Raw genomic sequence first — 13,090 nt, 5'->3', positions numbered from 1 at the left:
TGACCTTTGCGTTTAAGGCGATGGCTTTGAACGAACCAGCTCAACAATGGACCGAATCAGATCTACCGGCTCGACTGGCTTCGATAAATGGACTCGAAAGCCTGCAGCTAAAGCTCGTTCTTGGTCTGCTTCCCCAGCATAAGCCGTGAGGGCGATTGCTGGAAGTGATTCTCCTGGCGGTAAAGATGCTTGAGCCTGTCGAGCCAGTTCATAGCCATTCATTTCGGGCATCCCAATATCGCTGACTAAAACATCTGGCCTAAATTGTGGCAGCACGGCTAATGCTTCACCCGCTGAAGCAACGGCAGTCACTGTTGCACCCGCATCTGCCAAAACAAAGGCAATGAGATCAAGATTATCCGGCTCATCATCGACCACGAGCACTTTTACCGCCTGTAGCCCAGAAGTATTGTCGGCTGGTGTGATTTGCTCAGCTGTCTCAGAGACCGTTGTCATGAGTGGTAGAGTCACGGTGAAGGTTGTACCTTCGCCTTCACCTAGGCTTTCTGCTCGAATGGTACCCCCGTGCAGTTCCGTAATCTGACGCGCGATCGCTAATCCTAATCCTAATCCCCCAAAGTTGCGGGTGATAGAGCTATCCGCCTGACGGAAGTATTCAAATACGTAGGGGAGAAATTCCGAGCTAATTCCAATACCCGTATCCTTAACAGTAATCTGAGCTTTGAGATTAACGTAATTGAGATCAATTTCAATCTTGCCGCTTTCAGGCGTAAATTTCACGGCATTCGAGAGGAGATTCCAAATGACTTGTTGCAGGCGACCTGCATCTCCAAAAACCATCTGTCCTCTCGGAGCCAAATGGGTCTCAACCTGAATGTGTTTGGCTTCTATTGCAAGACGAACCGTCTCAAGCGAGGCTCCAATGATGTGTCCTAGATCAACAGGGGCTTTTTTAAGACTCAGTTTGCCGCGAAGAATCCGGGAGATATCCAGGAGATCCTCAATGAGCTGAGTTTGGAGCTTAGCATTGCGTTCGATGGTTTCCAGCGCATGGTCTACCTGTGTTGCACTCAGGGTTCCCTTGCGTAACACCTGTACCCAACCCAGAATTGGATTGAGGGGGGTGCGCAACTCATGGGAAATGACCGCAAGAAACTCATCTCTCAGTTGATTTGCTTCAGCAAGCTCTTTAGCTTGCTGGCGAAACCGCTCCTCAGAGAGCTTCAATTGCTCTACAGTCTTGTCATATTCACGGCGCATTCGTTGCTTCTCAAGGCTTTCTTGCACAGCAACCGTTAACCGGTATAAGGGTTGTCCCTTCAGCACATAGTCGCTTAAGCCCTGCTTCATGCCCTTTACTGCAATTTCTTCAGAGCCGCTATTTGTAAACATGATGACTGGACAATTTGGGTAGCGAGACTTAATTGCTTGTAGAACTGACAGTCCATCACTCCAAAGCAGTTGATAATCGGTGACAACTGCATCAAACTCACCAGTCTCTAAAGCTGAAGCAAGTCCATCAGCTGTACCTATTTCTATCGCCTGCAAATCTGGAAAGTTTTTTCTTAACTCACGAATTGCAAGCAGGCGATCTCCTCGATTATCATCCACAAATAGAATATGAAGCATCTATCACCCTTGTCCATAACCTATTGTTTGTCCCTCCTTTGACGTGATTTAGGTAATCACAGATGCCAAAGAACCTTTGAGTTACTCATAATTAAGATAGATTATTAGCCGCAGGCAGTTCGATCCAAAATTGGCTTCCGTGACCTAAACGAGACTCTACGCCAACTTGTCCACCCATGCATTGAACAGCACGACGCACAACCGCGAGCCCAATCCCAGTACCTGGATAAGTTTCTTCAGCATGCAGCCGCTCAAAAATCTCAAAAATTCGGTCCTGGTTCTCGGGAGCAATCCCAATCCCTTGATCTTCGACCCATAGGCGAACGTACTGCTTGCGTTGTTCTGCCCAAACTCGGACCGTTGGTCGAGCGTCTGGTGCGACAAACCTCATCGCATTGGTGAGTAAGGAAGCCATGACCTGAATCAGGGTGGAATAGTGCCCAATCACAGGAAGCAGTGGAGAGTTTACCATGACTTTTGCTTCAGTCTGCTGGACTTCCCATTCCACTTGATCCAGCGTATCGCTCACGACTGAATTGAGATTGAGGGGGTGGAGGGTAAGGCGGGACCGATTCAAGCGATTGTAGACTAGCAACCCTTGTACAATTGCTTCAATTTGCTTTGTTTCCTGCAAAATGTACCGCAACCACTGGCGCGGGGTTGCATCGAGTGCTTCACCATGATCTTGCTGTAGCGCTTCAGCATAGGCTCGAACTCCCCGCAACCGAGCTTGAAAGTTCTGTGAGATGGAATGAGCATAGGTGTCTAAATCTTGATTGGCCTCCTCAAGTTGCTGCGTTCGATCTCGGACAAGTTTCTCAAGCTCTTCTGCGTAACGGCGGAGTTCTTCACGCAGTCGCGATTGGTCCACCGAGATCGTAAGTTGAGTTGCCAATTCTTTCAGTATTGCGATCTCCTCAAGAGTAAGAGCGTTAGGTTCAGTAGAGCCCGCACTGAATGCTCCAATGAGACGTTCTTCAGTATAAATTGGTACGCTCACCCAAGTGCGAATTCCCTGCTCAAATAAGCGCTGTAGAACTGGGGTTCTAAGGACAGACGCCAAATCTGAGATGACGATCTCTTGATTTTGTTTGAGCTTTTCAATCTCTCCCCAATCGGCGGCTGAAATAATCTCCCCGCACTCCAACCCATAACGAATATTCTCCTTACTGGATTGAATCGCAAGAACCACTGTCTGATTGCGCTCCAAGTCAATCAGGCTAATATCGAGCAATTGAACCGGCAGAAGTTCCAATTCTGCATCAAGCGCAGTCTGAGCAATTTGAGGAGTTGGCTCAGATTGCAGGATAGACTTATTCAGCTCCTGCAAAATCTCTAATCGCCGAGTATAGCGTCTAAGCCCTGCTTCCGCTTGTTTCAGACGCGTAATGTCTTCGACCACACCGTCAATGACAAGCTGTCCATTCACTGAGTTTAAGGTTTCACTGACCCGAAGCCAGAGATCTTCTCCTAAAGCATTGCGAATCTGAGTCTGACGGTCAACCCGTTGATGCAGTTGAAGCTCTTGCCCATTAGAAAATAGAAGGGTGCCCAGGCGCATATCAACTTCTGCAAGGGACCCAACTCCCAGTAATTGAAGCAGAGCAAGATTAGCCTCAATCACTTCTCCTCCGGAACGAATCCGAAACACACCAATTTCGAGTTGATTGAGTAGCGACTGCAGCCGCAATTCTGCGAGCGCACGCTGTTTGCGGTCTTCTATTCGTTGCAGAACTAGTTGAACAGTCGGCACCAGACGAATAAAGTGCTTTGGGGATTTAATCAGATAGTCATCTAACCCCTGTTTCATCCCTTCTACTGCAATTTCTTGAGTTCCTGTGTTTGTGAACATCACAACTGGGCAGTCTGGGTAGCGGCGTTTAACCTGTTGTAAAACCTCTAACCCATTGCTCCATTGCAAATGGTAGTCGGTGATGACGAAATCAAACTCTCCAGCTTCCAGAACTTGCGCAAACCTTGCTTCTTCTCCGATCGAGGTCACCTTCAAATCAGCAAACGCTTGTCGAAGCTGCCGCTCGACCAAAAGACGGTCGCTGACACTATCATCGAGAATTAAGATATGCATCTGCCCAGGGTATGGTTATAACTTATATAGTCTAGTTCAAACCGCACAGCCTCGGCTTTCTATCTCATGAAGGCAATGGAATTTGCGTGAGGAGATTATTGAGTATGTCGAGCGTGATGGGTTTGAGGAGATACAATTTAGCTCCTAATTGATAGGCTCGGTTCTCATCCTTGGGATCAGTCGAAGTGGTTAAAATCACAGTCGGGATGTCAAGCCCAATCTGTTGTTGTATCCATTCCATGACTTCAAACCCGGAACGACGCGGCATCTTGAGATCGAGCAGCAATAAAGCAGGCATGGGATAGCGATGCCGATCAACATACTTCCCTTGCCCAGACAAGTAGTCAATCGCTTCTTCCCCATTTGCCACAATCCTTAATTCGTAAGGTCCATCAAGCTTGTTCAGTTGGCGGAATGCCCGTTTTGCAAGCAAAACGTCGCCCTGATTGTCTTCGGCAAATAGAATCGTTGGTTGAGTCATTCCTGAGCCACCTCGCGCAACTCCACCCAAAAGCGGCTTCCCTGTCCTAATGCTGATTCGACCCCAACCTTACCGCCCATTCGTTCAATTCCTTTCCGAACAATCGCTAACCCTACCCCCGTTCCCGAATAGGTTTCCATGGCGTGTAAGCGCTCAAACGGTTGAAAAATTCGCTCTTGATGCTCCGGTGCAATACCAATTCCATTATCTTCAATCCACAAACGTACCCAACCCGAGCGATGTTCTGCCCAAATCTGAATGTGAGGTGGATCATTGGCGGGCACAAACTTCATTGCATTGAGCAGCAAGTTCAGAATGACTTGCTTCAGCGTCGAATGATTCCCCATAACACTTGGTAGCGGGTTTTCAACGCTAATTTCCGCCTGAGAGGCTTGCCGTTCCCCCTTGATTTGCGTGAGTACCTCAGTGACCAACTGAGCGAAACTCACAGGTTGAACGCTGACATCGGCTCTCGTGAGTCGCGCATATTCTAAGAGGTTAATGATTAGCTCATCAGCTTGTTTAGCAGACGTGGCAATTTCTTGAACATACAGATGTGCAGTAGCATCAAGCTGATAACCATAATCCTCTAAGAGAGCTATGGATAACCCCTGCATTGAGCGCAGCGGGGCCCGCAAGTCGTGGGAAACCGAGTAGCTAAATGCTTCTAACCCATCATTTGCCTCTTGTAAGGCAAGCGTTCGCTCTGTCACCCGTTTTTCCAATTCACCCGCATATCGCTTGAGTTGTTCTCGTAATTGGGACTGCTGAATGGAAATCACCAACGAATCGGCAATTTCCTGTGCAATTGCTCGATGTTCTTGGCTAAATATCACAGAGGGTTCGGCAACCAGAATCAAGGTGCCAATGAGGGCTGCTTTAGTTTGTAGTGGGGCGAATATGCTGCTAACAGGGGCACTCATTGTAGAAGGATCAAGGGCAATAGGGCGATCCTTGGGAAAAAGATCTGCAATGAGGAAAGGCAGTGGTGGATCATTTAATTCTTCTGTACCGGGACATGAGCCTGCAAGCGTTAGTACGCTTCCAGGCTCATGTCCAAATAACTCTCCCGCTAAAATAACCCCCTCACTGGCTTCGACATTGTAGAGAACAACTGCTGCCTCATCATAAGGAATCAATTGAGCCAAGCGGGAGAGTGCAGCAGCAGCAATCGCCTCAGAAGTCTGAGCCTCTAAAATTTCGAGATCAAGCTGATGTAAGAATTCCAAGCGTTGCACTACTCGATGTAACTGTTCCTCAGATTGCTTACGGGTAGTAATATCAAATCGCACGGCTAGGTATTGGAACGGCTTACCTGAATCATCTAGAAAAGGAACAATGGTTGTATCAACCCAATAGAAATTACCGTCCTTGGCATGATTCTTAATTTCCCCATGCCAAACCCGACCCTGAGCAATCGTTGACCAAAGATCCTGGAAAAACGCTTGAGAATGGTAGCCGGAATTGATAATGCGATGGGTTTGTCCAATCAGTTCCTTGCGGCTGAACTTCGAGATTTGACAGAACTTGTCATTCACCGCAGTAATGATTCCCTTGCCATCCGTTGTGGCCAAAATGGCTGCTTGATCTAAAGCAAACTTAATATCTGACAGCTCCTTGAATAAGCACTGTTGCCTTACCTCAGCTTGCTTGCGCTCCGTGATATCACGAGCGATTCCAATTACACCAACAATCTTGCCCTTATCGTCGCGTAAGGGATCTTTTGTGGTTAAGAAAGTTTGCTCAGTTGTCCCTGGTAAGGTCTCTTCCAATGTTTGGGAAATTCCCGTCTCCATCACAGCAAGATCGATCTGCTGGAGTCCCGCTACACTTTCTAAGGGTAATAATTCTTGGTCATTTTTACCCAAAACCTCTTCTCGCGATTTATTAAAGATTCGGGCAGCGGTTGAGTTGATCAGTTGATAGCGTCCTTGCAAGTCTTTGATGAAAACTGCGTCTCGTGTTCCTTCAATCACACGCTCGAGCAAACTGTAACTCTCTCGAAGTGCTTGTTCACTCCGTTTTTGCTCAGTAACATCACGAACAATCTTAGAAAAACCGCACAGGCTGCCTTGGAGATCGTGTAAAGCGTAAATCTCAACGTTAGACCAGAATAACGAGCCGTCTTTGCGTTTTCGCCACCCTTCTCCTGCAAAGTGTCCCGTGCTTTTTGCAGTCTGTAAATCAGCCTCAGGTCTCCCCTGAATAACGTCGGCTTCGGTGTAGAAAACAGAGACATGCCGTCTTAAAATTTCGGCAGCGCTATATCCCTTAATGAGTTCGGCACCACTATTCCAACTCGTGATATGCCCAGTCGGATCTAACCCATAAATGGCGTAATCCTTTGCGCCCTCAATCAGTAAGCGATACTGTTCTTTCTGGTCACTAAGCTCAGACAGCGACCCTTCAAGGTGTCGTCGATACTGACGGGCTACTTTACTGAAATAGCTGATGAGAATACCTTCAAGAATAAAGAGAGTAATATTTGCAGCGGCATTGATATTTTGTATTTGCAGACTCCAATAAGGGGGGAAAAAGAAGTAAGTTCCCAGCAAAGCACCCAAGACTGTTGCCGTTAATCCTGCCTCTAGCCCATGCCACCAAGCACTAATAATGACCGGTAAAATGAAAATTAAAAGAGGAGCACCTTCGCCCAGAACGGGGTTCAAAAGAAATCGCAGGCATAGAGCAAGCAAACTTGCGAATATAGCGAGACTATATCCGGAGTCCAGGAAATGCTTCACTCTCAACACTGCTCGAATTCCAGCCAATTGAACCTCACATGTTGCTGCGACAAAAAACGCATATCCATACAGCTATGCTAGCTCTCGAGTGCAAACACTTTTATATGACGGAAAATATACCCTTCATCATACTGTCTCTAGAGCTAAGAATGTCTGCTCTAGAGACAGTATGATGCACTTTTCGCTCCGCTAGGAAGGAGTATGAATAGAAAGCCCTATCCAAGCAGAAGCCTTAGCAGCGTTTCATGCATTACTTTTTAGATACTGACGTCCAAACAGTTTGCCACAATCAGCCTTCAAAGCGAATAATGCCCCAAGATAGATGTGCTGCTAGAGACGAAAGTGTAACGATAATGGGCTTGAGTATTTGAGGCGAGACACGGATAATTAATGCCAAATCGAACTCAAAATATAGCGACGTTTGGGGCAGCCTTTATCCTTTTAGCTGCAGGGAGCCTCGCCTCTTGCCTCGCCTCATTTAAGTCCAGAGATAGCAGCCAGTGGGTAAGTCACACGAATGAAGTTTTGGCTAAAGCAGAGTCTGTCCTTTCGGAAGTAAAAGATGCCGAAACAGGACAAAGAGGGTTCTTGCTCACTCAAAAAACTCGCTACTTGCAACCCTATTACGATTCAGTTCGCCAAGCCTCTCGCGAGCTGCAAGACCTACAAAGTCTCACTCGTGATAACCCTCGTCAGCAAGCTCGAATACAGCAGCTGCAGCCCTTAATTAGTGCAAAATTCCTTGAGCTAAAGCAGACCGTTGACTTGAATCGAGCTCAGGGATTAACAGCTGCATTGGCAGTTGTCCAGACAGATCAGGGGCAAGCCCTAATGGACCAAATCCGTGCTGTGACTCACTCAATTCAGCAGGAGGAAATTGCTCTACTTCATCAGCGCATACAGCAGGCAAATCAGGACGCAACTGCGGCTACCGCAAGCATTGTGCTGCTCAGTGTCTCTTCAATTGGGCTAGTCGGAACGGGACTCCGGCGAACCAGCCATTACATTACTACTCTGAAACAGCTCGAGACAAGGCTACGTACCTTTAATCAGGAATTAGACGAGCAGGTGGAGTCGCAAACTCAGAAACTCTTGGACACAAATACTGAATTGCGGGCAAAAATTCAGGAACGGCAGCAGATCAATATAGCCTTGAACGAACGTAACGAGCAGTTTTACAGTACCTTTAATCAAGCTGCTGTCGGCATTGCTCATGTCTCTCCAGCTGGCAGATGGTTACAGGTGAATGATAAGCTTTGCAAGATCGTAGGCTATAGGCGCGATGAGCTGCTTCAAAAGACGTTTCAAGACCTGACTTACCCCGATGACCTCAATACTGACTTGAATTACGTCCAGCAAATGCTGGCGAATAAAATCCAGACCTACTCAATCGAGAAACGCTACATTCGTAAAGACGGCTCCTTGATTTGGGTTAATTTAACGGTTTCGCTGGTCCGAACGGATCACGGAGTGCCAAAGTACTTTATCTCGGTGATTGAAGATATTAGCCAACGGAAACGAGCTGAAGAGGAAATTCAGCAACTTAATGTCACCTTAGAGCAGCGTGTCATCCGACGAACCGCTGAGTTAACAGATGCGAATCAAGAGCTGCAGGCTTTTACTAGCACGATTTCCCATGATTTGCGATCCCCCTTAACGACGATGAAGGGACTCGCGCAAGCACTTCTGGAAGATTACAGTCAAGACTTGAATGAAGAAGGACAAACCTATACCCAATTAATCTGGGACTCAGCCCAGCGCCTAGATGCGCTCACTCAGGATTTGCTGAATTATAGCCGGCTAAGCCAATCCGAAGTCGCGTTACGACCTGTCAACTTGGATCAATTAATCCGTCAAATTCTGCTGCAGATGCAATTAGAGTTGCAAACCAGCCAAGCTCAGGTCAAGGTTGATTTCCCACTGCCTGAAGTGATCGCTCATTCCACACTATTAACTCAGGTCATCACAAACCTGCTCGCCAACGCAATTAAGTTTGTTGCACCCAACGTCCAACCTAATCTGCACATTTGGAGTGAAGAAAAAGAAGACTGGGTGAGAGTATGGATTGCGGATAACGGTATTGGAATTAAGCCAGAAGCTCAAGAACAGATTTTTGGCATCTTTGAGCGACTGCACAGTGCGGAAACTTATCCAGGTACCGGGATGGGGCTCGCGATCGTGCGTAGAGGCGTGGAACGAATGGAGGGAAGGGTCGGCGTGGAGTCGCAACCTGGAAAAGGCAGTCAATTTTGGCTTGAGCTCAAAAGGGCGAACAGCAGCTAATCTTCCAGGGACGCTTACACGAGTCTTTACCGTCCTTCTTGACGAAACTCGAAATCAAATTAAAGACAATTCTACCTAAACCATGAATAACTATAAGTACTATTTCTGATTTAAAATCTAACAATCCATACGAGAGTTGACAAACATGCCCGCTTAGCTAAGTCATGCACACAATCGTAAGGCTTGCCGTTGGTGCTAATTCACTTCTTTAAATCTTGATTAACTGCCGCACACCGTAGTAGTTCCGGGCTTAGAACTCATGCAGCTGCTACGCGCTACCTAGGTGAAAATAGGAACAAATTGGGTAGGTTAACCCTAGCCCTAGAGAACCTGCTTCGGTCATGATAGAAGCATATTCAAAACCGCTAGCTCCTCTATTCACGCTGGCATTTATTAGAAGAAGCCCTAGGCAATTGCCTAGGGCTTATCAGTTGTTGCGTCAAGATCAGCTGCTCGTTTTGATCAGTTGCCGCAATCGGCAGAAAGTCGAGATGCAGAGCGTTTTAGTTCCCTTTAGGAGAGTTGAAGATTCAGTCGGCTCGAAATCGACACAACAATGCCCTTCTTCCGCAAATCGCCTAACGCTTTGTACAAATCCCCCTCATTCAACTCCCAACGATCGCAAAAAGCAACCACATCAATCGCAGGAGTTAGCTTTCCGGGGTAATCAATCTGCAAGGCAAAAAAGACATAATCACGATCGCTCGTCACCAGCTTGAGACCCCGAATCCGGAGAAGTTCGTCTCGATCTAGTGAATAGCTAGCAGCGGCGGCAGCATGAGGTTGAGTCATAATCAAATAGTACATAAGTACGATCGATTATACGGGGTTATTTCCTCATAGCAATGCAAACAGAATGAAGCTCGCAGTCTCAAGCAGATGTCTCACTCTAAGATTAGTCGTCTCAAAACCGGGTTGGACTAGAATCGGACTAAATCGCCAGTTTGTAGTACGCTGTAATGCCCAATTTTCGTGAGACTGACCACTGGCGTTTAAGGTAGCAGCAAATTTCGGTTTCCCTTGACTCACCAGCCTTTTCAGGCTGTCTCATGGGTTGGAACTTCTGCTGTAATCGCAGCCTTTCCATTCGATGCTTGCTCACTTTCGCACAAAGACTATGAAAATAATCTGCTTCAACACGTTTGACTGAACTCAAATGCCCGGTTCCTCAATTTATTGAGGGTCTTCGAGCAAGAGCTTTTTTGCGACCTCGGGGAATTGCTGTTGCAGACAGGCGTCGCAAATCCCGTGGGTAAACTGCACGTCTGAATGCTGCTGGATGAACTTTTCAACGCTGGACCAATAGCCTTGGTCATCTCGAATGCTTTTGCAGTAGGAGCAAATGGGAATTAATCCTTCCATCAGATCGATCTTGTTAAGGGCTTCAGTTAAACTCGCCGACATTCGCCGCAACTCGAGCTGGACAATTACCTGCCGCGCCAGTGCTTCCAGAGCCAGCTTCTGGGGCGTGGATAACGCTCGAGGTCGTCGATCAATGACACAAAGCGAACCAAGCGCATGTCCTTCGGGAGTAATCAGCGGTGCACCGGCATAAAACCGAATCCTTGGATCATCGGTGACGAGAGGATTATTCATAAACCGTTCGTCCAGCAGGGCATCGTTCACCACTAAGGTTTCGGGACTCAAGATAGTATGTCCACAAAACGCGAGATCCCGAGCGGTTTCATCCACCTCTAAACCCACCTTCGACTTGAACCACTGCCGCTCTGCATCGACGAGGCTAATCAAGGCGATCGGAACAGCGCAGATGAACGAGGCGAGTAAGGTGAAGTCGTCATAGGACTGCTCTGCAGGGGTATCTAAGATGCGGTATTGTCTCAGTGCTTCCAGTCTCGCAGCTTCTTGAGCCGGTTTTCGTGCTTTCATCGCATGGACCTCTGTTTGTCCTGCAACCCAGGTTGCTGGCACCAATAGTATTTTCTATGCAACCGAACGCTGAGAGGGCTACTCCTTGCTTGTTCTCAGGCAGAACAGTTACTGACGTTTAATCTCATACTTATTGACCATAGCGATTAAGCAAAGAAACACAAGAAAATGTGATAGTGCTTAACATGGATATTATGACCCAGTCCTCTTCGCCTCAAAAGCAGGAAGCTGCAAGCGGTAGTGCGCTAGACATGTGGATCTGAATTACGGAAACCAACTCCAGCAATGTTTGCTGAGTAGAGGATCAACATGTCTAGAACACGACCTGATGAAAGGTTAAAAGCGATGGCGAAGGTTGATACTTAGCACCTTCACATCTCTCTATATCATCGAGGAATTCTAGCCATTTGTAGATGCTTAACGAAATGTATTATTTATCGAAAGGATTGAAATAACCAAGCTTACCTGGTTTAGGCTGGCAAATCATATAAAGCTCTAACAAGCGAAATATTTGCAACGCGGTCGTTATCGCTTATATAGAGGTTACTGCAATCCTCCTGCGTTGAGTGCTGTCCGCTCTACTCGACTCAGAGAAGTGTCTCTGGTTCAAGTCCTGCCGCTCAACATTCATCACTGTATGCATCCGCAAAACCCATCTATTCCTTTCCTCACTTTAGACGCTGCCCTTGATCGCCGTGCCTTGACCGTGTCTTCAGACACCTCCCTGAGCGAGGCGATCGCGATGATGAGCAAAGCGCAGAGCAGTTGCGTGCTTCCAGGATTGGAGCTCTCGCTCAACACCACTTTGATGAGCGAAGCTCGTGCAAGTGGGCTTCTGGTCGTCGAAGGAACGCAACTGCTGGGCGTATTTGCCGAGCGAGATGCGATCGGAGCAATTGTGTCAGGGCAAGACTTAACCGCAACGACTATGACTGATGTCGCACGGCGACCGGTCATTCGCTGCACTGCATCTAAGGATCAAACGGTTTTTACGGCGCTTGCTCAATTGCGTCAGCATCGAATCCATCACCTCCCCGTCGTGGATGATCAGGGGCAATGGCTCGGACTCATCACCCCAGCGAGTCTTCGTGCGATCTTACCGCTCGATGAATTCCTAAAGTCAAAGCCATTATCCGAGATTATTTCTCCGCTGGTGATACAAGCTCCAGCCACTACGTCTGTGCTTAAGTTGGCTCAACTGATGGTTGAGCATGACGTGGAATGTGTCGTCCTCACAGCGGGCGAGGAGACGCAGCCTGGTGCCCAAGCCGGATTACTACTCAGGCGGCATGTGCTCCAGCTCTGGACTTTGGGGCTAGAGTTATCACAGATCCCAGCCCAAACAGTAATGAGTGCTCCATTCCTGTGCTTCCCCGCTTCAGAGTCAGTATTAGTAGCTTACTGGGAAATGCAGCAAGCCAAAGTGCAGCGATTTGGGGTATGTGCCACTGAAGGAAACCTGTTAGGCGTTGTCTCGCCGACGAGTTTTCTTGAGACCCTGGACCTCAACGAGATGCACAGCGCCGTGAATCAGCTACAGCGATCGATCGAGCAGTTTGAGGTGTCAAAAAGCAAAGCTGACCAAGACCCGCGTCCCGATCTTGATCTTCAGCTACTCGAAAATCCGACCGGCTTGCTGGAACAATTGCAGTGCAGCCAAATTCTCGCTGCAATGGCACTCCACATCCGGGAGTCCCTCAACCTAACCGATATCCTGCAAAGAAGCGTCGAAGAAGTCTGGTACTTCCTCAAAACAGATCGGGTGATTATCTACCAGTTTCACCCCGACTGGAGTGGCACTGTCGTGGTCGAATCGGTCGCGGACGGATGGAGACCCGCGCTTCACAGTAGGATTCAGGATACGTGCTTTGCACAAAACTATGCCCAAGCCTATAAACAGGGACGAACGCAAGTTTGCGAAGACATTTACACCGCAGGGTTAACTCAGTGTCATATCGACATTCTGGTAATCTACGATGTGCGAGCCAGCTTGGTCGTTCCGATTCTACAGGGAGACCA

Annotated in this window: 8 protein-coding genes; 2 read left to right on the top strand and 6 right to left on the bottom strand. The window is 47.8% G+C overall.

Features of this window, described 5'->3' with window-relative positions; all coding sequences use genetic code 11:
- Positions 1 to 12 precede the first annotated feature (12 nt).
- The 4 genes from NDA01_RS24525 to NDA01_RS24510 all read right to left on the bottom strand — a co-directional run bounded on the left by NDA01_RS24525 (position 13) and on the right by NDA01_RS24510 (position 6,901).
- Positions 13 to 1,590 carry an ATP-binding response regulator gene (locus tag NDA01_RS24525; RefSeq protein WP_190379531.1) on the bottom strand — a complete coding sequence of 526 codons (1,578 nt, stop codon included), beginning with the start codon at positions 1,588 to 1,590 and terminating at the stop codon, positions 13 to 15.
- A 91-nt stretch (positions 1,591 to 1,681) separates the two neighbouring features.
- A complete protein-coding gene (locus NDA01_RS24520) occupies positions 1,682 to 3,676 on the bottom strand; it encodes an ATP-binding protein (RefSeq protein ID WP_190379530.1) in 1,995 nt (664 codons plus the stop codon).
- Between the two features lie 64 nt (positions 3,677 to 3,740).
- Positions 3,741 to 4,157 carry a response regulator gene (locus NDA01_RS24515; protein WP_190379529.1) on the bottom strand — a complete coding sequence of 139 codons (417 nt, stop codon included), beginning with the start codon at positions 4,155 to 4,157 and terminating at the stop codon, positions 3,741 to 3,743.
- Entirely contained in the window at positions 4,154 to 6,901 is a 2,748-nt protein-coding gene (locus NDA01_RS24510; protein ID WP_206753848.1) for a PAS domain S-box protein, read from the bottom strand. The genes NDA01_RS24515 and NDA01_RS24510 overlap by 4 nt, the downstream gene beginning before the upstream one ends.
- 390 nt (positions 6,902 to 7,291) lie before the next feature.
- Here NDA01_RS24510 and NDA01_RS24505 point away from each other — a divergent pair, with 390 nt between their 5' ends.
- On the top strand, positions 7,292 to 9,184 hold the full coding sequence (locus NDA01_RS24505) for a sensor histidine kinase (protein ID WP_277881585.1): 1,893 nt from the start codon (positions 7,292 to 7,294) through the stop codon (positions 9,182 to 9,184).
- A 513-nt stretch (positions 9,185 to 9,697) separates the two neighbouring features.
- Here NDA01_RS24505 and NDA01_RS24500 read toward each other — a convergent pair.
- Together NDA01_RS24500 and NDA01_RS24495 are read right to left on the bottom strand one after the other, a co-directional pair.
- On the bottom strand, positions 9,698 to 9,976 hold the full coding sequence (locus NDA01_RS24500; RefSeq protein WP_190379526.1) for a hypothetical protein: 279 nt from the start codon (positions 9,974 to 9,976) through the stop codon (positions 9,698 to 9,700).
- A gap of 381 nt (positions 9,977 to 10,357) precedes the next feature.
- Entirely contained in the window at positions 10,358 to 11,071 is a 714-nt protein-coding gene (locus NDA01_RS24495; protein WP_190379525.1) for a GAF domain-containing protein, read from the bottom strand.
- Positions 11,072 to 11,582: 511 nt separating this feature from the next.
- Between NDA01_RS24495 and NDA01_RS24490 the strand changes: the two genes are divergently transcribed.
- The coding region (locus tag NDA01_RS24490; RefSeq protein ID WP_348230071.1) for a CBS domain-containing protein at positions 11,583 to 13,090 on the top strand (1,508 nt) is incomplete at its 3' end.

Source organism: Trichocoleus desertorum AS-A10 (genome assembly GCF_039962155.1).
Classification (GTDB): domain Bacteria; phylum Cyanobacteriota; class Cyanobacteriia; order FACHB-46; family FACHB-46; genus Trichocoleus.
This window is presented reverse-complemented; position numbering and strand designations above follow the sequence as displayed.